25 protein-coding genes and 1 pseudogene are annotated in these 24,861 nt (G+C 73.6%); 11 read left to right on the plus strand and 15 right to left on the minus strand.

Annotated elements, in window-relative coordinates; translation table 11 throughout:
* Window positions 1–22 precede the first annotated feature (22 nt).
* A complete protein-coding gene (locus tag C6W10_RS08975) occupies window positions 23–1,057 on the minus strand; it encodes a 2-oxoacid:ferredoxin oxidoreductase subunit beta (protein ID WP_107257673.1) in 1,035 nt (344 codons plus the stop codon).
* Window positions 1,050–2,831, minus strand: a complete 1,782-nt coding sequence (locus C6W10_RS08980; RefSeq protein WP_369938659.1) for a 2-oxoacid:acceptor oxidoreductase subunit alpha — start codon at window positions 2,829–2,831, stop codon at window positions 1,050–1,052. Before C6W10_RS08980 ends, C6W10_RS08975 begins: the two co-directional genes overlap by 8 nt.
* Window positions 2,832–3,216: 385 nt before the next feature.
* Between C6W10_RS08980 and ndhC the strand changes: the two genes are divergently transcribed.
* Window positions 3,217–3,597: an NADH-quinone oxidoreductase subunit A gene (ndhC, locus tag C6W10_RS08985; RefSeq protein ID WP_107257675.1), complete on the plus strand. Its 381-nt coding sequence runs from the start codon at window positions 3,217–3,219 to the stop codon at window positions 3,595–3,597.
* A gap of 67 nt (window positions 3,598–3,664) precedes the next feature.
* Here the strand turns inward: ndhC and folP are convergent, their stop codons facing one another.
* The gene (folP, locus tag C6W10_RS08990; protein WP_107263777.1) at window positions 3,665–4,534 is read right to left on the minus strand and encodes a dihydropteroate synthase; all 870 of its coding nucleotides are present in this window, start codon (window positions 4,532–4,534) and stop codon (window positions 3,665–3,667) included.
* Between the two features lie 215 nt (window positions 4,535–4,749).
* On the opposite strand from folP, the pseudogene C6W10_RS08995 reads away from it, so the two are divergent.
* The 4 genes and pseudogenes from C6W10_RS08995 to C6W10_RS09010 all read left to right on the plus strand — a co-directional run.
* Window positions 4,750–5,151, plus strand: a pseudogene (locus tag C6W10_RS08995) (DivIVA domain-containing protein); the annotation flags it as partial.
* A gap of 647 nt (window positions 5,152–5,798) precedes the next feature.
* The gene (locus C6W10_RS09000; protein WP_107257676.1) at window positions 5,799–6,317 is read left to right on the plus strand and encodes an SRPBCC family protein; all 519 of its coding nucleotides are present in this window, start codon (window positions 5,799–5,801) and stop codon (window positions 6,315–6,317) included.
* Window positions 6,318–6,384: 67 nt separating this feature from the next.
* Window positions 6,385–6,975, plus strand: coding sequence for a DNA-3-methyladenine glycosylase I (locus C6W10_RS09005; protein ID WP_107257677.1), 591 nt, complete (start codon window positions 6,385–6,387; stop codon window positions 6,973–6,975).
* Between the two features lie 4 nt (window positions 6,976–6,979).
* Entirely contained in the window at window positions 6,980–7,579 is a 600-nt protein-coding gene (locus C6W10_RS09010; protein ID WP_107257678.1) for a hypothetical protein, read from the plus strand.
* Window positions 7,580–7,715: 136 nt separating this feature from the next.
* On the opposite strand, the gene C6W10_RS09015 is transcribed toward C6W10_RS09010, so the two are convergent.
* The 4 genes from C6W10_RS09015 to C6W10_RS09030 all read right to left on the minus strand — a co-directional run bounded on the left by C6W10_RS09015 (window position 7,716) and on the right by C6W10_RS09030 (window position 11,990).
* The gene (locus tag C6W10_RS09015; protein WP_107257679.1) at window positions 7,716–8,966 is read right to left on the minus strand and encodes a DUF1501 domain-containing protein; all 1,251 of its coding nucleotides are present in this window, start codon (window positions 8,964–8,966) and stop codon (window positions 7,716–7,718) included.
* Between the two features lie 19 nt (window positions 8,967–8,985).
* Entirely contained in the window at window positions 8,986–10,290 is a 1,305-nt protein-coding gene (locus C6W10_RS09020) for a DUF1800 family protein (protein WP_107257680.1), read from the minus strand.
* A 90-nt stretch (window positions 10,291–10,380) separates the two neighbouring features.
* Complete coding sequence (locus C6W10_RS09025) at window positions 10,381–11,169, minus strand: enoyl-CoA hydratase-related protein (protein ID WP_107257681.1); 789 nt, start codon at window positions 11,167–11,169, stop codon at window positions 10,381–10,383.
* Window positions 11,166–11,990, minus strand: coding sequence for a PaaX family transcriptional regulator C-terminal domain-containing protein (locus C6W10_RS09030; protein WP_107257682.1), 825 nt, complete (start codon window positions 11,988–11,990; stop codon window positions 11,166–11,168). The genes C6W10_RS09025 and C6W10_RS09030 overlap by 4 nt, the downstream gene beginning before the upstream one ends.
* Window positions 11,991–12,177: 187 nt before the next feature.
* Between C6W10_RS09030 and C6W10_RS09035 the strand changes: the two genes are divergently transcribed.
* Window positions 12,178–12,345 carry a DUF3117 domain-containing protein gene (locus tag C6W10_RS09035; protein WP_007455245.1) on the plus strand — a complete coding sequence of 56 codons (168 nt, stop codon included), beginning with the start codon at window positions 12,178–12,180 and terminating at the stop codon, window positions 12,343–12,345.
* 148 nt (window positions 12,346–12,493) lie between these two features.
* A complete protein-coding gene (locus tag C6W10_RS09040; protein WP_107257683.1) occupies window positions 12,494–13,987 on the plus strand; it encodes a leucyl aminopeptidase in 1,494 nt (497 codons plus the stop codon).
* Between the two features lie 55 nt (window positions 13,988–14,042).
* Here the strand turns inward: C6W10_RS09040 and C6W10_RS09045 are convergent, their stop codons facing one another.
* A complete protein-coding gene (locus C6W10_RS09045) occupies window positions 14,043–14,618 on the minus strand; it encodes an O-methyltransferase (RefSeq protein WP_101371792.1) in 576 nt (191 codons plus the stop codon).
* 448 nt (window positions 14,619–15,066) lie between these two features.
* On the opposite strand from C6W10_RS09045, the gene C6W10_RS09050 reads away from it, so the two are divergent.
* Together C6W10_RS09050 and C6W10_RS09055 are read left to right on the plus strand one after the other, a co-directional pair.
* Window positions 15,067–16,395 (plus strand): S1C family serine protease, encoded by a 1,329-nt coding sequence (locus tag C6W10_RS09050; protein WP_107257684.1) that lies wholly within the window; start codon window positions 15,067–15,069, stop codon window positions 16,393–16,395.
* A 162-nt stretch (window positions 16,396–16,557) separates the two neighbouring features.
* The gene (locus tag C6W10_RS09055) at window positions 16,558–17,001 is read left to right on the plus strand and encodes a preprotein translocase subunit TatB (protein WP_107257685.1); all 444 of its coding nucleotides are present in this window, start codon (window positions 16,558–16,560) and stop codon (window positions 16,999–17,001) included.
* A 123-nt stretch (window positions 17,002–17,124) separates the two neighbouring features.
* Here the strand turns inward: C6W10_RS09055 and C6W10_RS09060 are convergent, their stop codons facing one another.
* The 3 genes from C6W10_RS09060 to C6W10_RS09070 form a co-directional block, all read right to left on the minus strand.
* Window positions 17,125–18,327 carry an Mrp/NBP35 family ATP-binding protein gene (locus tag C6W10_RS09060; RefSeq protein WP_107257686.1) on the minus strand — a complete coding sequence of 401 codons (1,203 nt, stop codon included), beginning with the start codon at window positions 18,325–18,327 and terminating at the stop codon, window positions 17,125–17,127.
* 379 nt (window positions 18,328–18,706) lie between these two features.
* Window positions 18,707–19,228 carry a hypothetical protein gene (locus C6W10_RS09065; RefSeq protein WP_107257687.1) on the minus strand — a complete coding sequence of 174 codons (522 nt, stop codon included), beginning with the start codon at window positions 19,226–19,228 and terminating at the stop codon, window positions 18,707–18,709.
* On the minus strand, window positions 19,216–20,202 hold the full coding sequence (locus tag C6W10_RS09070; RefSeq protein WP_199853898.1) for an HAD-IA family hydrolase: 987 nt from the start codon (window positions 20,200–20,202) through the stop codon (window positions 19,216–19,218). Before C6W10_RS09070 ends, C6W10_RS09065 begins: the two co-directional genes overlap by 13 nt.
* A 103-nt stretch (window positions 20,203–20,305) precedes the next feature.
* Here C6W10_RS09070 and C6W10_RS09075 point away from each other — a divergent pair, with 103 nt between their 5' ends.
* The gene (locus tag C6W10_RS09075) at window positions 20,306–21,406 is read left to right on the plus strand and encodes a DMT family transporter (protein ID WP_107257689.1); all 1,101 of its coding nucleotides are present in this window, start codon (window positions 20,306–20,308) and stop codon (window positions 21,404–21,406) included.
* Between the two features lie 51 nt (window positions 21,407–21,457).
* Here the strand turns inward: C6W10_RS09075 and C6W10_RS09080 are convergent, their stop codons facing one another.
* Window positions 21,458–21,889 (minus strand): DUF4190 domain-containing protein, encoded by a 432-nt coding sequence (locus C6W10_RS09080; protein WP_107257690.1) that lies wholly within the window; start codon window positions 21,887–21,889, stop codon window positions 21,458–21,460.
* A gap of 25 nt (window positions 21,890–21,914) precedes the next feature.
* A complete protein-coding gene (locus C6W10_RS09085) occupies window positions 21,915–22,481 on the minus strand; it encodes a DUF4190 domain-containing protein (protein ID WP_107257691.1) in 567 nt (188 codons plus the stop codon).
* A gap of 279 nt (window positions 22,482–22,760) precedes the next feature.
* On the opposite strand from C6W10_RS09085, the gene C6W10_RS09090 reads away from it, so the two are divergent.
* Entirely contained in the window at window positions 22,761–23,615 is an 855-nt protein-coding gene (locus C6W10_RS09090) for an SDR family NAD(P)-dependent oxidoreductase (protein WP_369931422.1), read from the plus strand.
* Between the two features lie 72 nt (window positions 23,616–23,687).
* Here the strand turns inward: C6W10_RS09090 and C6W10_RS09095 are convergent, their stop codons facing one another.
* Window positions 23,688–24,245 carry a DUF4190 domain-containing protein gene (locus C6W10_RS09095; protein ID WP_107257693.1) on the minus strand — a complete coding sequence of 186 codons (558 nt, stop codon included), beginning with the start codon at window positions 24,243–24,245 and terminating at the stop codon, window positions 23,688–23,690.
* 205 nt (window positions 24,246–24,450) lie between these two features.
* Window positions 24,451–24,858: a CoA-binding protein gene (locus tag C6W10_RS09100; protein WP_107257694.1), complete on the minus strand. Its 408-nt coding sequence runs from the start codon at window positions 24,856–24,858 to the stop codon at window positions 24,451–24,453.
* Between the last annotated feature and the right edge of the window lie 3 nt (window positions 24,859–24,861).

Genomic DNA, 24,861 nt, shown 5'->3' on the forward strand with positions numbered 1-24,861 from the left:
CGGGCCGTGGACGTCGGACGAGTCAGAGGATCGTCCAGGTGTCGCCGCTGTTCAGCAGGCCGGCGAGCTGCTCCTCCGGGGTACCCGTGCTCTTCGCCCGGGCCGCTTCGAGCTGCCCCTGCACCACACCGTCGTAGCTCGGCCGGTCGACGTTGCGGAAGATCCCGATCGGAGTGTTGCGCAGGGCGAAGCCCGGCAGCCGGGAGAGCGCGAAGGCGTACGCCGGCTCGGTCACCGTGGCGTCGTGCACCACGATCTCGTCCGCCGGTACCGAGGCGGTCTCCCGGACCTCCAGGCCGAAGCCACCCGGCGGGTGGACGACGCAGAACTGGCCCGCCGAGCCGAAGGTGATCGGCTGGCCGTGCTCCAGCCGGATCAGGTAGTCGTCCCGGGTGGCCGGCTCCTTCAGCTCGTCGAAGGCGCCGTCGTTGAAGATGTTGCAGTTCTGGTAGATCTCCACGAACGCCGAGCCCTCGTGCTCGGCGGCGGCCCGCAGCACCGACTGGAGGTGCTTGCGGTCCGAGTCGATGGTCCGGGCCACGAAGGTCGCCTCGGCACCGAGGGCCAGCGAGAGCGGGTTGAACGGGGCGTCCGCCGAGCCGACCGGCGTCGACTTGGTGATCTTGCCGACCTCGGAGGTGGGCGAGTATTGCCCCTTGGTCAGCCCGTAGATCCGGTTGTTGAAGAGCAGGATCTTGAGGTTGACGTTCCGCCGCAGCGCGTGGATCAGGTGGTTGCCGCCGATCGACAGCGCGTCGCCGTCACCGGTGACCACCCAGACCGACAGGTCCGGCCGGGAGACCGAGAGCCCGGTGGCGATCGCCGGGGCCCGACCGTGGATCGAGTGCATCCCGTACGTGTTCATGTAGTACGGGAAGCGCGACGAGCAGCCGATGCCGGAGACGAAGACGATCCGCTCCCGGGGGATCTGCAACTCCGGCATGAACGACTGGACCGCGGCCAGGATCGCGTAGTCACCGCAGCCGGGGCACCAGCGCACCTCCTGGTCGGACTTGAAGTCCTTGGTGGTGAGCTTGAGGGCGACGGGCTCAGGCATTCTTAACGACCTCTTCCAGCATGGTCTCCAGCTCGGTGGCGGTGAACGGCAGCCCCCGGACCTGGTTGTATCCGATCGCGTCGACCAGGTAGCGGGCCCGGATCACGTGGGCGAGCTGGCCGAGGTTCATCTCCGGGATCACCACCCGCTCGTAGCGGGCCAGCACCTCGCCGAGGTTGGCCGGCAGCGGCGCCAGGTGCCGCAGGTGCGCCTGGGCCACCGGCAGGCCGCGCTGACGCAGGCCACGGCAGGCCGCGCCGATCGGGCCGTACGTCGAGCCCCAGCCGAGCACCAGCACCCGGGCGTCCGAGTCCGGATCCTCCACCTCGACGTCCGGCACCCTGATCGCCTCGATCCGGGCCGCCCTGGTCCGCACCATGAAGTCGTGGTTCGCCGGGTCGTACGAGATGTCACCGGTCTTGTCGGCCTTCTCCAGGCCGCCGATCCGGTGCTCCAGCCCCGGCGTGCCGGGGATCGCCCACGGCCGGGCCAGGGTCGCCGGGTCGCGCAGGTAGGGCAGGAAGCTCTTGCCGTCCTCGCCGTTCGGCTCGGTGGCGAACTCGACCCGCAGGTCCGGCAGCGACTCGACGTCCGGCAGCAGCCACGGCTCGGAGCCGTTCGCCACGTAGTTGTCCGAGAGCAGGATCACCGGCGTGCGGTGGGTCAGCGCGATCCGGGCCGCCTCCAGCGCGGCAAAGAAGCAGTCGGACGGCGAGCGTGGGGCGACCACCGCGACCGGCGCCTCGCCGTGCCGGCCGAAGAGCGCCATGTTCAGGTCGGCCTGCTCGGTCTTGGTCGGCATCCCGGTGGACGGGCCGGCCCGCTGCACGTCGACGATGACCAGCGGCAACTCCAGGGCCACCGCCAGGGAGATCGTCTCGCCCTTCAGCGCGACACCCGGACCGGAGGTGGTGGTGACGCCGAGCGCACCGCCGTACGACGCGCCGAGCGCCGCCCCGATCGCCGCGATCTCGTCCTCGGCCTGCATCGTGGTCACGCCGAACCGCTTGTGCTTGCTCAGCTCGTGCAGGATGTCCGAGGCCGGGGTGATCGGGTACGCCCCGAGGAAGACCGGCAGCCCGGAGCGGACCCCGGCGGCGACCAGCCCCAGCGAGAGGGCCGCGTTGCCGGTGATGTTCCGGTAGGTCCCCGGGTTCATCTTCGCCGGCTTGACCTCGTAACGGACCGCGAAGTCCTCGGTCGTCTCGCCGAAGTTCCAGCCGGCCTTGAAGGCCGCCGTGTTCGCCGCGACCAGCTCCGGCCGGGCCGCGAACTTCCGCTCCAGGAACCGGATCGTCGACTCGTACGGCCGGGAGTACATCCAGGAGAGCAGGCCGAGCGCGAACATGTTCTTGGCCCGCTCGGCGTCCTTCTTCGAGACGTCGTGCTCGGCCAGCGCGCCGACGGTCATCGAGGTCAGCGCCACCGGGTGCAGCACGTAGCCGTCCAGCGAGCCGTCGTCGAGCGGGCTCGCCTGGTAGCCCACCTTGGCCAGGTTGCGCCGGGTGAACTCGTCGGTGTTGACGATGATGTCGGCCCCGCGCGGCAGGTCGGCCAGGTTGGCCTTCAGCGCGGCCGGGTTCATCGCGACCAGGACGTTGGGGGCGTCGCCCGGGGTCAGGATGTCGTAGTCCGCGAAGTGCACCTGGAAGCTCGACACCCCGGGCAGGGTGCCGGCGGGGGCGCGGATCTCCGCCGGGAAGTTCGGTAACGTCGAGATGTCGTTGCCCAGTTGCGCGGTTTCCGAGGTGAATCGGTCGCCGGTGAGCTGCATGCCGTCGCCGGAGTCGCCCGCAAACCGGATGACCACCCGATCCAGTTGCTGGACCTGCTTGCTCACTGCTGCACCTCGCTTCGCTCGGCCCGGTCGGACGGGCCGAGCTCAGGGGTGACCTCGCCTTGCTCGGCCACATGTCCTCCTTGAGCGCCGGTGGCGGGTTGGCGGTGGTGAGGGCCGGGCCCGCTCCAGTCCTTCACTCCAGAGCCTACGTCGGTGGTTAGGTGATCCTTGCCCAAGGTCCGTCACATGGGACGCGGTAATGGTGGCATTGGCATGGTTTCGCCCCACCCGGAAAGCGGTGTCGTTATCCAGATCACCGAAGTTCGGACGTCGAATTCCGCAGGGCAGAAACCCGACATCGGGCGGTAGGCTGCCGCACATGACCGGATACCTGGGGTCGTACGCGACGCTGGGACTGCTGCTGCTCGCCAGCGTACTGGTCTTCGTCGGCGCGTTCACCGCCAATCGGGTGCTCCGGCCGGCCCGCCCCGCCGACCCGCCCGGCAAGCGGACCAGCTACGAGTGCGGGCTGGATCCGGTCGGCAGCGACTGGGCACAGATGCAGATCCGCTACTACGTCTACGCCTACCTCTACGTGCTCTTCGCCGTCGAGGCGGTCTTCCTCTTCCCCTGGGCGGTGGTCTTCGACCGGCCCGGGTTCGGCCTCGTCACGGTGATCGAGATGGCGGTCTTCGTCGCCGTGCTCGCCCTCGGCATCCTCTACGCCTGGCGGAAGAACATCCTCCGCTGGACCCAGTGATCCGGACGCCGGACCGCGTGGGCCGGGCCTGACGAGAGCCGGCCGCCAGCTCCGACCGGGGTGGGGCTCAGGCCAGCCCGCGCCGGGAGACCGCTGGTGGGCGGTCGCCGCGGATCGAGGCGACCATGTCCAGCAGCCGCCGGGTCGGGCGTACCTGATGGGCCCGGAACACCCGGGCGCCCAGCCAGGCCGAGACGGCGGTGGCCGCGAGGGTACCCTCCAGCCGCTGGTCCACCGGCAGGTCGAGGGTCTCCCCGACGAAGTCCTTGTTAGACAGGGCCACCAGCACCGGCCAGCCGGTTCCGGTGAGCTCGGCCAGCCGGCGGGTGATCTCCAGCGAGTGCCGGGTGTTCTTGCCGAAGTCGTGCGCCGGGTCGATCAGGATGCCGTCCCGGCGTACCCCGAGCCGGACCGCCCGCTCGGCGAGCCCGGTGACCGTGTCCAGCACGTCGGCCAGCAGGTCGGGGAAGGCCGCCCGGTGCGGCCGGGTACGCGGGGTCAACCCGCCCGCGTGCGAGCAGACCAGCCCCACCCCGGTCGCGGCGGCCACCGCGGCGAGCGCCGGGTCGGCACCGGACCAGGTGTCGTTGAGCAGGTCCGCCCCGGCGGCGACCGCCTCGACGGCCACCTCGGCCCGCCAGGTGTCGATCGAGAGCACCACCTCCGGGAAGGCGGCCCGGACAGCGGCGATGGTGCCGACGGTACGACGGATCTCCTCGGTCACATCCACCTCGGCACCGGGCCCGGCCTTCACCCCGCCGATGTCGACGATCTCGGCGCCCTCGGTCACCGCCCGCTCCACCGCCCGCAGCGCGCTGTCCGCGGCGAAGGTGACGCCCCGGTCGAAGAACGAGTCCGGAGTCCGGTTCACGATCGCCATCACGGCGAGGTCTCCGGGCCCGAACGTGCGCCGCCCCAGTCGAAGCGCGTCCGCCATCCACTCCTCCTCCACCGTCTCGGCGCTGATCACGCTAGTCGGCGGCGGGTCGGGGTACCCGTGCGGGCGGCCGCGTCGGTCGGGGCCGGCAGCCGGGGGCGGCGGCACGTCGGAGACCGCTGTCCGGCCCACCGGGGGGCAGGGTTTCACGTGTGTCGAAGAATGACCGGGGTGGCGGGGTCGCCCGGCCCGGCTCGCCATGCCACCATCGGCGGATGGGTCAGGTTCTGCTCCTCTTGGTCGTGGCGCTGACCGTCGCGGCGGTGGTCTTCGGGGTGACGGTGCTGGTGACCGGCTCCGATCCGGGGCTGGGCGCCGCCGAGCCGGACGGACGGGCGGTGCCGCTGCCGGGCAACCGGCCGCTGCTGGAGACCGACGTCGGGCAGGTCCGGTTCGACCTGGCACTGCGGGGCTACCGGATGGCCCAGGTCGACCAGGCACTGCGCCGCACCGCGTACGACATCGGCTACAAGGACGAGCTGATCGGGGTGCTCCAGGCGGAGGTCACCGCGCTGCGGGAGGGGCGGCTGGAGGACGCCGAGGTGCTCCGCCGGGCCCGGGAGGCGGCTCTCGTACCGGCCGGGTCGGCCCCGGCCGCGCCGGACGCCGGGTTGGACGGCTCCCCGGCCCGTACCCTGGCCTCGGTGACGACCGGCGGGAGCGCGGTCCGCTCGTCGCCGGTGCCGTCGGTCGGCGGCCCGATCGAGAACGGCGGAACCGGTACGGGCAGCTCCGGCGGGCGGTCCGGCCCGGCCGAGAGCGCGCCGTCCGGGCCCCAGCAGGACGACCTCGACGCTTCCGCCAGCCGGCCCGAGCCCGCCACGGCGGCAGCCCCGCCCGCGGCCGAGGAGCGGGCGGACGACGCCGAGCCGGTGCCGACCCGGCCGGTCCGGGCGGGCGGCTCCGTGATCGAGGCCGAGGACGGCGACCTGACCGAGGCCACCGCACCGACCCGACCGGCCGGTGACGCCGGACCGACCGAGCCGGGCAGCGGCGACGAGGCCGCTCTGGGCGGCAGGGACGGAGCCGTCCCGACCAGCAGGGACGAGGTCGTTCCGACCAGCAGGGACGAGGTCGTTCCGAGCAGCAGGGACGGAGCCGCTCCCGGCAACGGGGAGGCGGACGACGACCAGCGGACCCGGCCGGCCCGGGCCGACGCCGCCGTCGAGGCCGACGGGGCGGCGGACGGGACGCCGACCAGCCGGATCGAGCGGCCGGTGCGGACGGAGGGGACGGCCGGGCCGGCGGAGCAGCCGGAGCGGGCGTGAGTGCCGCCGATGCGGGCGCTGCCGATCCGGACGGCACCGAGGGGCTCCGGGCGGCGGCCGAACCCGGCTCCGGGGAGGTCACCGCGACGGTCATCGTGGCGGCCCCCGCGCCCCGGGTCTTCGCCGCGCTGACCGCCTGGGAACGACAGGGCGACTGGATCCCGTTCACCCGGGTCCGCCTGGTCGAGGGGGACGGCGGCGAGGGCAGCCTGGTGGAGGCGGTCACCACGGTCGGACCGGCGGTACTCCGGGACGAGATGCGGGTGGTCCGGCTGGACCCGCCGTACGAGGTACGGGTGGTGCACTGCGGGCGCCTGTTGCGCGGTCCCGGGGTGCTGCGCTGCACCCAGATGGCCGAGGACCGGACCCAGGTGGTCTGGCACGAGTGGTTCCACCTGCCCGGCGGCCCGACCGGCCGGATGGCCTGGCCGGTGCTCTGGCCCGGCTCCAAGTTCGGCCTCACCCAGGCGCTGAAGCGGTTCGCCCGGCTGGTCGAACGCGGCCAACTGCCCTGATCACCGCGGAACCGTCCCCGGCCCGCTCAGCGGCAGGTTGTCGGGCGGTTGGCCTACCGTTGACGCCGTGACTGATCTGGTGATTGGCGCCGACGGACTGGCCCGTTGCGGCTGGGGCGCGGGCACCCCCGACTATGCCGTCTACCACGACGAGGAGTGGGGCCGGCCGCTGCACGGCGACGACGCGCTCTACGAGCGGTTGACGCTGGAGGCGTTCCAGTCCGGGCTCTCCTGGTTGACCATCCTGCGGAAGCGGCCGGCGTTCCGGCGCGCCTTCGACGGGTTCCACCTGGCGACCGTGGCCGGCTACGGCGACGCGGAGGTGGCCCGGTTGATGGCCGACGCCGGGATCGTCCGGAACCGGGCCAAGATCGACGCGGCGATCGCCAACGCGCGGGCCGCGCTCGACCTGCCGGACGGGCTGGCGGCCCTGCTCTGGTCGTTCGCCCCGGCCGCCCGGACGGGCCGACCCCGGTCGTTCGCCGAGGTGCCGGCGATCACCCCCGAGTCGACCGCGATGGCCAAGGCGCTCCGGAAGCGCGGTTTCCGGTTCGTCGGCCCCACCACGGCGTACGCGCTGATGCAGGCGACCGGCATGGTCGACGACCACCTCGACGGCTGCCACGTGAAGCCGCCGGCCGCCGCCGTGATGGGATAGCGGCATGAGTGCAGCGGGTTCGGCCGGGACGTGGGCAGTGGTCATCCCCGGCGAGCGCTACGAGGCCGAGCGGCTCTTCCACCACGACACCCTGGAGCTGACCGGGCTCAACGGTGGGCCCCGACCCGGCCCCGGCGACCCGGTGCTGGTGGTGCGCGACGAACAGCCGCCACTGGTGGTCGCACTCGGCCGGGTGACCGCCGTCGGCGGTGTCGGGGAGCGGGACCCCGACGATCCGCAGTCCGGACCGGGCGAGAGCGCGGCGCTCGCGGTGACGTACACCCGGCAGGTCTTCGACGCGCCGGTGCCGGCCGACCGGCTCTCCCTCGACGGCCCGGTGACTCCGGTCGACCCGGCGGTCTTCCAGGAGCTGGCCGGGCGGGTCGGCCCGGCGCCGGAGCGCCGGAACTACCTGGTCAGCCTCGACCTGCCGATCGAGGCGGGGTCACCGGCCGAGGCGGTCCGGCTGTTCTGGGCGTACGTCCAGGAGCTGGGCCCGCGCGAGCTGCCGGCGTTCGTCGCGCCGTCGGACGACGAGCTGGCGATGCAGGCGTTCGTGCTCGGCGTCGAGGCCAACCAGGACCCGGAAGAGGACGAGGACTGAGACCGCCGGAGCGGCCCTGGGGACGGGCCGTGGCCGTCGCCCCCGTCGAGCCGGCACGCCGCTGTCGGACCCGGGTCGCCGGCCGCCGTCGGAGCCGGGTCGCCGGCCGCCGTCGGACCCGGGTCGCCGGCCGCCGTCAGGTGAGCACCCCGGTGAGCCGGCCCCGCCAGCCGGCCAGCACCTGCTCCGGCTCGGTGTCGAGGACCCGTTCCAGCAGGCTGGCGTAGACGTCCCGGAAGTCGGTGCTGAACCGCAGGTCGCCGTCGTCGAGCCGGGTCAGGTCCGGCGGTTCGCCGTGCAGGCCGCCGCGCACCCCGGCGCCGAGCAGGAAGACGTCGGACGCGGTGCCGTGGTCGGTGCCGTCCGAAGCGTTGGCCCGGACCCGCCGGCCGAACTCCGAGTAGACCGCCACCACCACCTTGCGGCCGGCCTCGGTGCCGGCCATCCGGTCGACGAACGCGGTCAGCGCCTTGTCGACCTGGCCGAGCAGTACCGCCTGGAGCTGTTTCTCGTCGGCGTGGGTGTCGAAGCCGCCCAGCGAGACCGAGAAGACCCGGCTCGACACCCCGGCCTCGACGCACTGCGCCACCAGGTCGAGCTGGGTGGCGAGCGCACTGCGCGCCCCGCCGGTGGCGGTCGCCGCCGGCCGGTCGTCGTTCCCGCCGTCGTCGGCCTCCTCCGCCGTGGCCGCGTCACGTACCTCGGTGATCATCGCGTCGACGGCGCGCAGGTCGGCGAAGCAGGCGGCGGCCCGGGCCTGCCCGGCCGGCTCGCCGGGCTCGGCCACCGCCAGCTTGGCCAGCGTCGGGTCGCCGACCGGGCGCCGGGCCTTCCGCTCGGTGACCGGTACGGCGGCACCCGCGCTGCGGGCACCGGCGAGCAGCGGTGGCAGGGTGGGCTCGAACGAGACCGCGAGCCGGGGGTCGCCGCCCGCCCCGTCCAGCCAGCGGCCCAGCCAGCCGGTCTGCTCCGGCCGGTCGGGGCGGGCGGTCTGCCAGATGTCCATCGAGCGGAAGTGACTCCGGTCGGGTGTCGGATATCCGACACCGCGCACGATCGCGAGGCGGCCGTCGCCGTACAGCCGGTGCAGCCCGACCAGCGCCGGGTTCAGCCCCACACTGTCGTCCAGCCGCTTCACCTCCTCGGCCGAGTACGCCAGATCGGGGCGGGCGTCCTGATAGGCCGGGTCGGCGTACGGGACGACCGTGTTCAGGCCGTCGTTGCCGCCGTAGAGGGTGACCAGCACCAGGGTACGAGCCTGCGGGTCCCGGTCACCGGCCGTGTCGAACAGCTCCGACAGGCCGTACGCGCCCGCGCCGGCCGCGAGCGCGCCCGCCCCGGCCACGCCACTGGCGAGCAGGAACCTGCGTCGGGTGAGGATGTCCATCCGCTTTCTCTCCTCCTCGTCAACTGACGGTGTACTCGGGGCTGACCAGCCCGGCGACCAGCAGCCGGCCCGGGTCCTCGGCCAGCGGGGCCAGGGCGGCCCGGCTGCGTGGCGTCCACCGGTCCACCACCAGCAGCCGGGCCAGCGCCTCCGGCCGCTCGTTCGAGGGCGTACCGGCGAGCCGCCGGGTCACCTCGGGGGCCGCCGCCCCGGCCAGCAGCGCGGCCAGGCGCATCCGGGACTGCAACGACGAGGTGGTCAGCCAGGCGGACCCGGCCGGCCAGCCGCCGACGCTCGGCGGTCGCAGCGGCACCTGGTCCATCCCGGCCAGCCGGTTGGACAGCTCCCGGCGCTGCTGGTCGGAGAGCTTGCCGGGCCGGATCCCGAGCTGGCGCATCGCCCCGACCGCCCACTCCACCGGCTGCTTCACCAGCCCGCCCCGGGCCTGCCCGAACTCCGGCGCGGCGAAGAGCGCCCGGAGCACGTCGGTGGTGGTTCCGGTCGTCCCGGCCAGCGCCGCCGGCAGCGGCAGGTCGGTGCCGGCGAACCGGGCCCAGAGCCGGGCCGCGACGAAGGCGCCGGCCTCGGGGCGGGCGGCCAGCAGCCGGGCGTACGAGTCGGCGTCGAACGCCTCCGTCCGGCCCAGGATCGTCTTCCCGGCCGGATCGTGCCGGCGCCGGACGAACCTCGCCTCGCCGGTACGGCGGTCGACCTGCCAACCGGTCAGCGCCCGCGCCCCGGCCTTGACGTCCGCCTCGGTGTAGTGCCCGATGCCGAGGGTGAACAGCTCCATCAGCTCCCGGGCCAGGTTCTCGTTCGGGGCGGTACGGGTGTTCTTCTGCCCGTCCAGCCAGAGGATCAGGGCCGGGTCCCGCACCATCGCCCGGACCAGCGCCTCGAACGGTCCCCGCCCGTACCGCCGGAAGGTGTCGAGCTGCCCGAGCATGAGCTGGGCGGATTTGACCTTGCGTACGCTGGTCGCCCAGTGCCCGTGCCAGAAGAAGACCAGCTTCTCGGTGAGCTGGTGCTCGGCGGCGACCATCCGGTCCAGCCACCAGTCGAGCAGTACCCGCACCTGCTCGGCCCGCTTCTTCTGGGCCTGCTGCCGCTGCTCCCGGCTGGACTCCTTGGTGATCCCGGCGTACGGGTCGGCACCGAGGTCGGGTGGCGGGGTGGCCGCCGCCCCGGGGTCGGCGCCGACCGGGGCGAGCAACCGGTCCAGCGTGGCCGCCAGCCCCACGCGACCGGCCGCCTCCACCTCGGCGGCTGTCGGCCCGAAGGTGGCGCGGCGCAGCAGATGTACGACGGCGTCCCGATCGACCATGCGGCCGACCCTAGGCCGGTCGTGTACGAGCCCGGTAAGGCCGGCGATCGAGCCGGGTCTGCGTCGGCCTGCCGAGCTGTGCCGGGCCGGTCAGCGGCCGTCGAAGGTCGGCCGGCGCTTCTGCACGAAGGCGGCGGTGGCCGCCCGGTGGTCGGCGGTGGCGCCGCAGATCGCCTGGGCCTGTGCCTCGGCGGCCAGCGCCTCGGAGAGGGTGCCGGCGTCACCGACCGAGAGCTGCCGCTTGATCGCCCCGTACGCCACCGTCGGTCCGGCGGCCAGCCGGGCGGCCAGTTCCCGCGCGGTCTCCAGCACCTGCTCGTCGTCGACCAGCCGGTTCAGCAGCCCCAGCCGGTACGCCTCGTCGGCCGGTACCGGCTCGGCGAGCATCAGCAGCTCGATCGCCTTGGCGTGCCCGACGAGCCGGGGCAGCGACCAGGAGGCACCGGTGTCACCGGCCAGGCCGACCTTGGCGAAGGCCATCAGGAAGCTGGTGCCGGGGCCGCCGATCCGGAAGTCGGCGAGGAAGGCGAGGGAGGCTCCGGCGCCGGCCGCCATGCCGCGTACCGCCGCGACGACCGGCTTGGGCAGGCTGGCCAGCCGGGCGGCGATCGGGTTGTAGTGGGTCCGGACGGTGCCGAGCGGGTCGGTGCTGCCGTCGGCCAGCGTGGCGGCGTGTTCCCGCAGGTCCTGGCCGGCACAGAAGGCCGAACCGGCACCGGTGAGCACCACTGCCCGGCAGGAGCGGTCGTGCTCCAGCTCGGCGAGGGTGTCCCGCAGCGCCTCCTTCAGCGCCACGTCCAGGGCGTTCATCGCGGTCGGCCGGTTCAGGGTCAGCGTGACCACGGAGTCGGAGCGGTCGATGAGCAACGGCTCGGTCACAGGTGTTGACCCTTCTGTCGGGGAATCCGGTGGGAACCGTCGAGGCACTGCTCGACGAAACGGTCGGCGGCCGGGCGCAGCCGCGCGGCGTGCCGGTCGAAGAAGGCCGCCGCACTGGTCCCCGGCCAGCGTTCCGGCAGTAGCGCGGGAGGCAGCTGCGGGTCCCGGAAGAGGAAGGTACGCCATGCGTGCACCAGCCGGAACCGGGCGGCGTACGCGTCCTCGTCGCAGCTGCGTACGGTCACCGCGGCGAGCAGGGGCCGCTGCGCGGCGACGAACTCCTGGTACGCGTTGGCGATCTCGTCGAGGTCCCAGGCCCGCCGGACCACCCCCATCGCCCCGGGCGTACCGGCGGCGTGTGCGGCGGTGAACCGCTCGTAGCGCACCCCGGCCTCGGTGAGCAGGCCGTCCACGTCCTCGCCCGGCCGGGTGGCGACCCAGGTCTGCTCGTCGAGCATGCCGTAGCCCAGGTAGCTCAGGTTGGCGGCGAGGCGTTGCCGGTCCCGCCGGTTCGTACCGGATTCAAGCACGATCAGGTCGAAACGGCCGTCCCATCCGATCTTGCCGGTCCGGTAGATCCGGGCGGCCGCCTCGTCGAGTCGTCGGGCCGCTCGCGGGGTGAGCAGATAGCCCGGTCCGGCCGCCAGTCGGAGCGGGTGCAGCCAGCCCTGCCGAACCATCCGGGAGACGGCGGTCCGGACCGCGGGTGCGGCGATGCCGAGTGGGGATAGTAGTTTGACCAGCGCGGACACCGGTGCGCGCCCACCCCGCGAGCGGAGGTAGTCGCCATACAGGTCGAAGAGTGCCGACCGTGCCTGCATGACCGCACATTGTGACACCCCTTCTCAAGATAAGCTAGATGCTGTTACATCAACGCCGGTTCGGTTTGGGTCCGGCGGTGTTCATCAGGGAAAATCGTTGGTCGGCACCGCGGCCTTGGGCGGTGATGCTGACCAAATGGATGTGGGGTAACCCACCGACCCTGATGAAGGTCTGAGGGGAGACAACATGGCGGCGATGAAGCCGCGGACGGGCGACGGTCCGCTGGAAGTCACCAAGGAGGGCCGGGGCATCGTCATGCGGGTTCCGCTGGAGGGTGGTGGCCGGCTCGTCGTCGAGATGACTCCCGACGAGGCCAACGCGCTCGGTGACGCGCTGAAGGCCGCCGCCGGCTAAGTGAACGCCGACTCCGCCGGGCGGCTCGTCCCGTCCGGCGGGGTTTCTCACCCTGGGCCACCGGCGACATGCCGGTGGCCCAGGGTCGTGATGTCGGGCGGGTCGCCTACTTCCCGCCCATCCATGATCGTCTGGAGGTAACGTCGGCGTGCTGTCGATCCGTCTGGTAGTCGACCCGACCGGGTGCGAAACCCTGACCCTGCCGGTCGCGCCCCAGGAGGCGCCGGATCAGCCCGCCGACGGGCCCAGCGGCACACTGCTGCCCACCCTCCCCGCCCTCCCCGCCGAGCTGACCGCCGAGGCGACCGCGCTGCTGCCCCACCTCGACCAGCCCGGCGGTGCGGGCGCGCTGCACCGGTCGATCCGGCCGCAGGGCGGGCCCACCCGGCTGCTGCTGGTTGGCGTGGGTGCCGGGGACGAGGCCGGCTGGCGCTCCGCCGGCGCGGCGGTGGCCCGGGCGACCACGCGTGAGAGTTCGATCACTATAGCGATCCCGGTCGATGTCACCCCGGAGGCGGTACGCGGGCTCGCCGAGGGGATCTGGCTGGCGTCGTACCGGTTCCGGATGCCCGACGCCAACGGGGCCGCCGGCGACCCGCCCACGCTGACCGAGGTGCTGCTCGCGGTCGCCGACCCCGAGCCGTACCGGGCGGCCCTGGAGACCGCCCGGGTGGTCGCCGAAGCCACCCGGTTCGCCCGGGACCTGACCAACACCCCCTCCTCGGTGAAGAGCCCGGCCTGGTTCGCCGACCGGGTCGTCGAGGCCGCCGCCGGCCGGGACGGGCTGACCGTCGAGGTTTGGGAACCGGACCGGCTCGCCGCCGAGGGGTTCGGCGGCATCCTCGCCGTCGGCGGCGGATCGGCGCAGCCTCCCCGACTGGTCGAGCTGAGCTGGCGGCCCGAGGGCGCGGACCGGCACGTGGTACTCGTCGGCAAGGGGATCACCTTCGACACCGGCGGCATCTCGATCAAGCCCCGGGACGGCATGAAGCTGATGCGCAAGGACATGGGCGGTGCCGCGGCGGTGCTCGCCGCCACCATCGGTGCCGCCGCGCTCGGGCTGCCGGTCCGAATCACCGCGCTCGCCCCGCTCGCCGAGAACATGGTCAGCGGCTCGGCGTACCGGCCGGGCGACATCGTGCGGCACTACAACGGGATGACCAGCGAGAGCACCAACACCGACGCCGAGGGCCGGCTGGTGCTGGCCGACGCGCTCGGCTACGCCGTGGCGCGGCTCGCGCCGGACCTGCTGGTCGACCTCGCCACCCTGACCGGGGCGAACGCGGTCGCGCTCGGCAAGCGGACCGCCGCCCTCTACAGCCACACCGACGAGCTGGCCGAGGCGGTGCGGTCGGCCGCCGAGGCGGCCGGCGAGCGGGCCTGGCGGATGCCACTGCCGGCCGACTACGCCGAATACCTCGGCAGCGACATCGCCGACCTCTACAGCGCACCGACCCAGGGCGCCGGCTCGGTGCTCGCCGCGCTCTACCTCCGCGAGTTCACCGGTGACCTGCGGGACCGCTGGGTGCACATGGACATGTCGGCGCCGGCCTGGTCCGACGGCAACGACGGCGAGCTGGTCAAGGGCGCCACCGGCTGGGGCGTACGCACCCTGCTGCGCTGGCTGGCGACCTGCCCGTAACCGGTGCGCGGCGGTCCGACCGGGTGCACACCGGCGGATACCGGACCGGTGCCGGTCAGCGCTTGACCGCGACGAGCAGCCCCTCGCCGGTGGGCAGCAGCGCCGGGGTCCACTCCTCCGACTCCCGAACCGCCTTGGCCACCTCCCGGACGGTCACCGTCTCCACGTCCCGGGCGGCGGGGTCGCCGATCCGGCCGGCGGCCAGCGCGCCGTGCAGCGCGAGTACCCCGCCGGGGCGGAGCAGCCGCAGCGCGGCCTCGACGCAGGCGCTGTATTCGGCGACCTCCGAGTCGACGAAGATCAGGTCGTAGACGCCGTCGGCGAGCCGGGGCAGCACGTCCAGCGCCCGGCCGGTGATGATCCGGGTACGCCCCGAGGCGAAGCCCGCCTCCTGGAAGATCCGCCGGGCGATCCGCTGGTGCTCCGTCTCCACGTCGATCGTGGTGAGGATCCCGTCGGGGCGCATGCCGCGGAGCAGCCAGAGCCCGCTGACTCCGGTACCGGTGCCGATCTCCACGACGGCCCGGGCACTGCCGGCCGCCGCCAGCAGCCGGAGCGTGGCACCGGTCCCCGGCGTGACGGCGTCGAGGCCGACCTCCCTGGCGAGGCTGCGGGCGGTACGCAGGACCAGGTCCTCCGCGACGTACGCTTCGGCGAACTGGAGTGCTTGGGCGGTCGTCGTACTGACTGACCGGGCGACCGTGGCGATGGGGCACCTCCGGGCGGCGAGGGACTCGGCTGAGGGATGGAACTGGGTCGGCGGTGCGTCTTGGAGGGTGCGGGATTTCCGGCGGGCGGAGCTTGCGGACGGCGGGTTCGCGGGGCGACGGTGGAACGGCGGCGGTGGAACGGGCGGCGGTGCGGGCGGACCGGGGTGGGGTCGCGGGTATGAGCCTAAGGGTGGCGGTACGTGATCGGCAGGCGCCTACCTCGGACGGTCAGCCGGCCTCCGACCAACCGATGACCGGTATTCGGCCATCCGTGCGATCCTGGATGCGGAACCCGGACGCCGCGGCCGGAACCGGTCGCCCCGGCCCGCGCGGCGCCCGGCTTCAGGGACGGACTGGGAGGCAGCGAACGTGACGGACGGCTGGAACTGGCGCCAGCCCGATGGGACGGCGACGCCGGGGAACTCCCCGCCGCCGACGCCCCCGGCGGTTGGCACGCCGGCGGTCTCCGGGTCGGCCGGCGACCCGGGATCGTCCCCGTGGTGGTCCGACGCGTTGCACGACCCTTGGCGGAATCCGGCCACCCCGGCGGCCGTGGTGGTGCAGGCGGGGCCGGTCTCAGGCGCGGGCGCCGACCCCGAGCCGGTGACCGACCCGAACGCCGCCGGCCGGCGCGGGCTCGCCCCGGTCTTCCTGGTCTCGCTGATCACCGCGCTGCTGGCCGGTGCGCTCGGCGGTTCGCTCGGGTACGCCTTCGCGGTGCGCGGCGGTGCCACCGGTACGACCACGCTCGGCTCGACCGCCGCGGAACCGCCCGCCACCGCCCGACGCCCGCCGGACTCGCTGGCCGGTGTCGCGGAACGGCTGCTGCCCAGCGTCGTCACCGTACGGGTCAGCGGCAACGGCGGGATCGGCCTCGGCTCCGGATTCGTCGCCACCCAGGACGGTTACGTGATCACCAACGATCACGTGGTCGGGGTCGGCGCCGACACCGCGACGGTGGTCTTCAACGACGGCTCGACCGCACCGGCCGAGGTGGTGGGGAAGGATCCCGAGGCGGACATCGCGGTGATCAAGGTGTCCCGGACCGGTCTCACACCGGTGGAGTTCGGCGACTCCGACGCCGTGGCGGTCGGCGACCCGGTGCTCGCCTTCGGTACGCCGCTGTCGCTGGCGAACACCGTCACCGCCGGCATCGTCAGCGCGCTGGACCGGACGTTCCGGCAGGGTGAGACGGGCGGCCAGGTGCGCTACTACGCCGCCATCCAGACCGACGCCGCGGTGAACCGCGGCAACTCCGGCGGGCCGCTGGTCGACGGCGGCGGGCGGGTGATCGGGGTGAACTCGGTGATCCAGACGCCGGCCGCCGACGAGGAGACCGCCGGCAACGTCGGCCTGGCCTTCGCGATCCCGATCAACCAGGCCAAGCGGCTGGCCCAGGAGATCATCGACACCGGCAAGGCGCGCCGGACCGTGATCGGCGCGACGGTCGGCGGCACCCGCTCCGGCGGGTCGGGCGGGGTCCGGGTCTCCTTCGTCGAGCCGACCGGACCGGCCGCCGCCGCCGGGCTGCGCGCCGGAGACGTGGTACTCAAGCTCGACGGCAAGCCGCTGGAGGACCCGAGCGACCTGATCGCGCTGGTCCGCAAGTACGCCCCCGGCTCGGTGGTGAGCGTCGAGTACCGGCGCGGCTCGGAGCGGCAGGCCGCCTCGGTGACCCTGGCCGCCGACGCGAAGTGACGTCGGTCTGACCCGGAGACGACCCGGTCCTGAACGCGGGACCGTACCGGCCGGGTGGGGGCGCGACGGTGGCGGCGGGCCGGCAAGTAGCGGTCCGCTCCCCCTCCCACCGGCCACCATGACGTGCGTACTCTTGCCGTGGGCGGGGATGAGGAGGCAGGCGTGTTCGAGAACCTGAACTGGTGGGAGATCGGTGCGCTGCTGCTGGTCGCGCTGCTGATCTTCGGCGACCGGCTGCCCAACGTGATCAGCGACGGCCTCCGGATGCTGCGCAACCTGCGCAACATGGCCCGCAACGCCACCGGCGACCTCAGCCGGGAGCTGGGCACCGACATCCAGCTGGAGGACCTGCACCCGAAGGCGTTCATCCGCAAGCACCTGCTGAGCGAGGAAGACGAGCAGGCGATCCGGAAGCCGCTGGAGGGGACGTTCGAGAAGCTCCGCTCCGACCTGACCGACGTACGCCGCGAGGTCGACGACGTGGCTGCCTCGGCGGACTTCCGCTCGTCCGGCCGCTCGACGAACGGCGCGACCGCCCCGACGCCGGCCGGCGGCAGCGACGTGACACCGGTCCAGCGCCGCGCCTTCGACGTCGACGCCACCTGATCGCTGAACCGGAGCCCCACCCCCGACCTGAGCCCCACCTGACCTGACCCCCGCCTGATCGGGGGCCGGCCGGCCTCCCTCGGCGGGCGGCGCCGGGTCAGCGGCCGCCGGTGCGGGGCTGCGTCAGCGGCCGGCGGGGCGTAGCCCGAGGGGCTTGCCGAGCAGCGACTCGCGGCGGACGGCGAGCCGGTCCGCGACCGCGGCCAGCGCCTTGGCCGCCGGCGCCTCGGGCTCGGCGAGTACGACGGGGTCACCCGCGTCGCCGGCCTCGCGTACCCGGGTGTCCAGCGGGATCTGACCCAGCAGCGGCACCTGAGCGCCGATCACCCTGGTCAGCGACTCGGCGACCATCGCGCCACCGCCCGAGCCGAAGACCTCCATCCGGGAGCCGTCCGGCAGGTCCAGCCACGACATGTTCTCCACCACACCGACCAGCCGCTGGTGGGTCTGCAGGGCGATCCCGCCGGCCCGCTCGGCCACCTCGGCGGCGGCGGTCTGCGGCGTGGTCACCACCAGGATCTCCGCGTTCGGCAGCAGTTGGGCCAGCGAGATGGCGACGTCGCCGGTGCCCGGCGGCAGGTCCAGCAGCAGGACGTCGAGGTCGCCCCAGTAGACGTCGGCGAGGAACTGCTGGAGGGCGCGGTGCAGCATCGGGCCTCGCCAGACCACCGCCGCGTTGCCGTCGGTGAACATGCCGATCGAGATCACCTTCACCCCGTGCGCCTGCGGCGGCATGATCATGTCCTCGACCCGGGTCGGCCGGCCGTCGACCCCGAGCATCCGGGGCACCGAGTGGCCGTAGATGTCCGCGTCGACGACGCCCACCGAGAGTCCCCGGGCGGCGAGCGCGGCGGCCAGGTTGACCGTGACACTCGACTTGCCGACCCCGCCCTTGCCGCTGGCCACGGCGTAGACCCGGGTCCGGGAGCCGGGCTGGGCGAACGGGATCACCGGCTCCTGGCTCTGCCCGCCGCCACGTAGCCGGGCCTGGAGGGCCTGCCGCTGCTCCGGGCTCATCACGCCGAAGTCGATGGTGACTCCGGTCACGCCGGGCACCGCGCCGACCGCTGCGGTGATGTCGGTACGCAGCTTGTCCCGCAGCGGGCAGCCGGCAACGGTGAGCAGCAGCTCCACCCGTACCGTGCCGTCGGCGGCGACCACGGCGGAGCGCACCATGCCGAGTTCGGTGATCGGCCGGCGGATCTCCGGGTCGTCGACGGTGGCCAGCGCGGCCTGCACCGCCTCCTCGACGGCGTTCGTGGGCCGGACTGCGGAGTCGGTGCCGGAGGCGACGGCCTCCTGGCCGGGAACGGCGGGAGCAGACATGCTCGCAATGCTACGTCGCCGACCGGCCCGCCCGGCCGGCCGTGCCAGGACGGACGGCAGCACAGCGGCACTCGAACAGCCGAGGGGGAATCCGCACGGCGTGGCGGCAAGTCGGGCGTTCAGCCATGGGTGGGGAAATTGGCGATTTGACGGTAGACGCCGTACCCGTCGGGGTGCGACGATCGTTGAAGTTCGCCGCGCGCCTAGCCCCTTGAGGCGCGCGGCGTTTTCTGTGCCGTCGAGCCGCCCGGTGATGCCCGATTCCGCCCGGCGACGCCCTCTCCGGCGGGGGCGGGCCGTGGCGGACCTCGCCGAACTCGGCAAGCTCGGCGAGCGACTGACCGGCGACGTGCCCGATGCTCCGGAACGGCCGACCCGGTCAGCGGCGCCGGACCCGGTGCAACCGGAACGGCCGGCGGGTCGGCCGGACCGCGGTGGTCTCGCGCGGCGGTGCGGCGAGCGAGTCGTCCGGCAGGGTCTGCCCGGCGGCCAGCGGCGCCCCCGCCGGGGCCAGCCGGCTGAGCACACACTCGGCCCGCCAGCGCTCGGCGAGATCCACCGGGCTGCCGGAGGCGTTGAGCCGCTTGGCCGCGACCTGCGGGGCCAGGCTCGCCCACTCCTCGCCGTCCGGTGCGACCCGGGTCACCTCGGCCGGCCAGGTGACGATCTGCCCGCCGTGGTCGCCGCGCAGGGTGACGGCGGCAGTGTCCGTCTCGGCGAGCCCCGGCGCGGACTGCTCGCCGGGGCCGCTCACCACGAACAGCGCGCCGTCGAGTGGGACGCACCACAGTGCGACCGCTGGCCGGTGGCCGACCGAAACCCAGGCCACCGCGGCCTTCTTCACCGCCTCGGTGACCAGGGGCGAGACCGGGACCTCCGCTTCGTCCGTCACACCCCGCATCCTGCCCCACCCGGGACCGGCACGGAACCCGCCGGCTCCGACCCGGGCCGGTTTCGGGGTACGTCGAGCAGCCCGGGAACCTCGCTCAGCGAGGCGAGTGCCGGGCCGCTCCAGCCCCGGTCCCGGTTGAAGACCAGGTGACCGTCGAGGTCGGCGGCGGCCAGCCGCACCGGGGTCATCCCGGCCCGGGCGGCGCCGGTGAGTTCCTGACTGCCGCCGTCGCCGACATAGAGGCAGTCGCCGGGTGCGACGCCGAGCCGTTGGCAGGCGGCGAGATAGATCGCCGGATCGGGCTTGCAGCGGCCCACCTGCACCGAGAAGACCCGCGCGTCGAGCAGGGGTGCCACCGGCAGTTGCGGCCAGAAGGCGGGAAGTTCGTGGGTACAGTCGCTGATCAGGGCGGTACGGGCCCCACGACGCCGTACGGCGCGCAGCACCGTCACCGCCTCGGGACGGAGCCGGGTGTCGGCGCGTACCGCCTCGACCCGGGCCTCGACGGCGGCCCGCAGGTCGGCGGCGGAGGGTCGGGCGCCGGCCTGTTCGCAGATCCACCGCATGGTGTCCGTGGCGTCGCCGAGTGCCCCGGTGGCGCGCAGGTGGAAGGACCGGTCGAGCACCTCGAACAGCGCCTCCACGGCACAGCCGAGCAGGGCGGCGACCACGGCGTGCTGCTGGCCCCGCCCGCTGCCACAGGTGAGGGTGCCGAAGAAGTCGAAGATCACCGCCCGGTACGCGGGCGACCCCTGCCCGCCCCGCCCCGACCACTCCGGAACCGGGCGCGACTGCCCTGCGATCCGGGGTGACGGCTCGGGATCGTCGTGCGGCGGCTCGGGATCGTCGTGCGGTGGCTCGGGATCGTCCGCCGGTGGATCGGGGTCGTCGTGCGGCGGGCGGTGGGGGTCGGCGGGGCGGGCTGGCTGGTCGTCGAGGGCTTGGGAGTGGGCAAGCGGCGAGGGGAACCGGTGTGTGGGCATGGGGGAGCAGGCCTCCGGAACCGGATGGAGCCAGGTGCGATCGGACGATGGTAACGAGTTGTCGACCTGATGGTGGCCCGCAGTGACATGTGAGGATTTTTCCGTGCCTGTCGTCGTACCACCGGCCCGGACCTCGATCGACCCGCTGAGCATCGGCGCGGTCGCGGTCGCCATCGCGGCGGTCTCCTCGTCGGCACCGCTGATCGCCTTCGCCGCCGCACCCGCGCTGGCGATCGCCTTCTGGCGCAACTTCCTCGCCGTCGGGGTGCTCGGACCGGTCGCGCTGTTCCGGCGACGCGCCGAGTTCCGGGCGCTGGCCGAGCGCGCCGGTCGCCGGGACGCCGGCTACTGCGTACTCGCCGGTCTCGCCCTCGCGGTGCACTTCGGCACCTGGATGCCGAGCGCCCAACTGACCTCGGTGGCCACCGCCACCGCACTGGTGGTCACCCAGCCGGTCTGGCAGGGGCTGATCGCGCTCGGCCAGGGCCGACGGCTCTCCGTACTCGCCTGGGTCGGCATCGGGTTGGCGGTGGTCGGCGCGATCTGGGCGGTCGGCGCCGACTTCGGGGTCTCCGGCCGGGCTGTCGCCGGTGATCTGCTCGCGGTCGCCGGTGGCATGGCGGCGGCGGTCTACACCGCGCTCGGCGAACGGGTCCGGAGCACCGTCAGCACCGTCGGCTACACCACCATCTGCTACGGAGTCTGCGCGGCGGCGCTGCTGGTGGTCTGCCTGGCCGGCGGCGTACGGCTCGGCGGGTACGACCTGCACACCTGGCTCGCCGTACTCGGGCTGGTGGTCGGGGCCCAACTGCTCGGCCACTCGATGTTCAACTACGCGCTGCGCCGCATCTCGGCGACGACGATCAGCGTCCTCTTCCTGCTCGAAGCGCCCGGCGCCGCACTGCTCGCCTGGGCCTGGCTCGGCCAGGTACCCCGGACGGCCGCCCTGCCCGGGCTGGCCCTGCTGCTGGCCGGCGTCGCCGTCGTGCTGCACGGCGAGTCGCGTACCGCCCGGCGGTCCGGCACCGCCGCCCAGCCGGAGCCGCTACCCGCGCCACCGGAGGCGGGCCCGCTGCCGGAAACCGAGCCGCACATGCCGAATGCCGGGCCGCACTCGACGGAGACCGGGCCGGACTCGGCGGAAACCGGGCCGCATTCGCCGAATGCCGGGCCGGGTGCGGGTGGGACGTACCGGACCGGCTGACCCCGCCTCCACTCGAATCGTGGGGCGGGGCCGGCGGTCCGACGGGCGGGTTCAGCCCGAGGTGCTCGCCGTGGTGGCGAAGAGCACCCCCATGAAGCCCAGGTAGGCGAGGAAGAAGAGCAGGCCCAGGGCGACCAGCCCGAGGGAGACCCAGCCGAGCACCAGGCCGGCGGTGGCGAAGCCGCTGCCCTCCTCGCCGCTCGCCTGGATCTCGGTACGCGCCTTCTTCGCCAGATAGATCGCGACCCCGCCGACCAGTTGGCAGCTGAACAGGGCGACGATCCCGGTGACCAGCGCCGCGATCGCCATCCCGTTCGTCGGCCGGCGCACCACGTACGGGTAGCCGGGGTAGCCCGGTGCCCAGCCCGGCGGCGGTGCGGCGCCGGCCTGGCCCGGGTACTGCCCGGCGTCGAGGGCGGGCTGCGTGACGACACCCGGGTCGCTGGTGGGCTCGGACGGGTTACCGGTGCTGCCTGGGTTCACGGCGCCCTCCTGCTGGTCCGGATGCTCAGTAGCCGGTGTCGTACGACGACGGTTGGTTGGCCAACCAGACGAAGAAGATCACGATGGCGATGGTGGCGAGGACCGCGATGGCGGTGGAGATCCAGCCGACGATGATGCCGGCCTTGGCGAATCCCGCGCCGCCCTCGCCGCGCTCGCGGATCTGCTTGCTGGCGACGTGGCCCATGATCGCTCCGACGGCACCGAGGTAGCCGCCCAGCCCGTAACCGCAGAGCCCGAGCGCGCCCACGATGGCGACCACCATCGCGGCGATCGACAGGCCGTTGGTCGACGGACCCGGGGTGACGACCGGATAGCCGGCCGGTGGATAGCCCGGAGCCATCACCGGCTGGCCGCTGATCGGATCCGTGCCGGCCGGGTACGCCTGGGGCGGATAGCCGGGATCGGCCGGGTATCCCGGCTGGTAGGGCTGGGCGGGGGCGGCTGCCTGCGCCGTAGGGTCCTGGTACATCGGCTGGTAGCCACCCGGATCCTGGTAGCCCCCGGGTTGGGCCGGTGGTTGCGCCTGCCAGGACGGATCGCTGGAGTAGCCGCTCTGCTGGGGGTCGGTCATTCGAGGTCTCTCACTTCGTCCGTTCGGATGCGTCGCCAGGGTAGTCGGCGTACGCCAGATCGGTGTCCCCGTATCCGCCCGGCCCGTCGCCGCCGACGGGCCGGCGGGGATCGGCCGAACGGGCCGGGTCGGCGCCGACCGGCGCCCGGTCGGCGCTGCCACGGCGGTGCGGCGTTGCCCGTATCGACTCGACCGGGCAGGATCGCGGGCATGGTATTCGACGCGCGCGCCGGGGACAGATCCGGTAATCGGCCTCGTCGGGACGCCACGCGCCCCGCGCTGGCCCGCCGGCCCCGTACCGGCTCGCAGGGCACCGTCTCGCAGAGCATCGACCCGGGCCGGCCGGTGGCACCGGCCGGCGACACCGAACCGGTGACGATGCGCCTGGACGGGCGGGTGGCGTTGGTCACCGGCGCCGGCAGTCCGGACGGAATCGGGTACGCGACGGCCCGCCGGCTCTGCGCGCTCGGTGCCCGGGTGGCGATAGTCTCGACCACCCGCCGCATCCACGATCGGGCCAGCGAGCTGGGCGCGACGGGCTTCGTCGCCGACCTGACCGACGAGGCCGAGGTCGGCGCGCTGGCGGACGCCATCGTCGAGCAGCTCGGCGAGGTCGAGGTGCTGGTCAACAACGCCGGGCTGGCGAGCCGGGCCAGTCCGGAGGTGCTCCGGCCGGTCGCCCAGTTGAGCTACGACGAGTGGCACCGGGAGATCGAACGCAACCTGAGTACGGCGTTCCTGTGCAGCCGGGCGTTCAGCGGCGGCATGGCCGAGCGGGGCTGGGGTCGGATCGTCAACCTCGCCGCCACCGCCGGCCCGGTCAACGCGCTGCCCACCGAGGCGGCGTACGCGGCCGCGAAGGCCGGCGTCGTCGGGCTGACCCGGGCACTGGCGATGGAGATGATCGCCGACGGGGTGACCGTCAACGCGGTGGCGCCGGGGACGATCTACACGGCGGCGTCCACCATGGCCGAACTGAAGCAGGGGCTCGGTACCCCGGTCGGCCGCCCCGGCACCCCGGACGAGGTCGCCGCCGCGATCGCCTTCCTCTGCTCGCCGGCCGCCTCCTACATCACCGGCCAGATGCTGGTGGTGGACGGCGGCAACAGCGTGCGGGAGGCGGAGTACCGGTAGCCGGGTAGCCCCTCGGCACCGCCTCGGGCGTCCGGCGGTGCACCGTGCCGCCGGGACACCTCGCCCGACGGCTCAGTACGTGCCGCCGTTGCCCTCGGAGCCGGCCCAGCCCACCAGGGCGAGCCAGCCGCAGCAGGCGATCAGGTAGAGCGCGGTGAAGACGTAGCTGAGGATCAGTCCCCAGGTGGCCAACTGGCCGCCCTGTTCACCGGTGCGCCGGATCTGGCGCCGGGCCAGGTGCCCGAGCACGATGCCGGCCGGCGCGAAGACGAAGGCGAAGACCAGGGAGAGGATCGCCAGCAGGTTGATCCCGGACTGCCCGCCCGGCTGACCGTAGTAGCCGGGCTCGCCCCTGGTACCGGGCTGCCCCGGCTGACCGTAGTAGCCGGGCTGCTCCTGGTAGCCGTACTGGCCGGGCTGGCCGGGTTGGCCGTAGTAGCCCGGTTGGCCCGGCTGGCCGTAGTGGCCGGGCTGCTCGGGTTGGCCCGGCTGGCCGTAGTAGCCGGGCTGCTCGGGTTGGCCCGGGTAGCCGTACTGGCCGGGCTGGTCGGGGCGGTCACCGAAGCCGGGCGGGGGCTGCGCCGGGCGTCCGTGCGGATCCTGCGGCTCACCCGGCTCTGGGTTGCTCATCGCGTTCCCCTCCTCACCCGGCAACGCTACCGGTCGAGGCGGCCTTTGCGACGAATGCCCGCAATGATGCACCCGTGGGTGCGGAGACGCCCCGAGTTCCGGCGGCGGGAGACGCGCGGAGTTCCGGTGGTGGAGACGCGCCGAGTTCCGGCGGCGGAGACGCGCGGAGTTGCGGTGGCGGAGACGCGCGGAGTTCCGGCGGCGGTCAGCTGCGCCGGGAGAGCCCGCCGGTGGCGCGTTCCACCGCCAGGCAGCGGTCCTCGACATAGTCGATGCCGGCCTCCTCGGCGATCCGCCGGGCCTCGGCCGAGACGATGCCGAGTTGCAGCCAGACCGCCGGGGCGCCGATCGCGACCGCCTCGCGGACCACCTGCACGGCGTCCTCGGCCGGCCGGAACACGTCGACCAGGTCGACCGGGTGCGGGATCTCGGCCAGCGAGCGGTAGACCCGCTCGCCGAAGAGTTCGTCCGCCACCGGGTTGACCGGGATGATCCGCCAGCCGTACCGCTGCATCAGCGCCGGGACGCTGTGGGACGGCTTGCCGGGGTCGCGGGACGCCCCGACCACGGCGATCACTCCGGCCTCGGCCAGGATCTGCTGAGGGCTACGCACCCC

The sequence above is a fragment of the Plantactinospora sp. BB1 genome (genome assembly GCF_003030385.1).
In the GTDB taxonomy this organism is placed as follows: domain Bacteria; phylum Actinomycetota; class Actinomycetes; order Mycobacteriales; family Micromonosporaceae; genus Plantactinospora.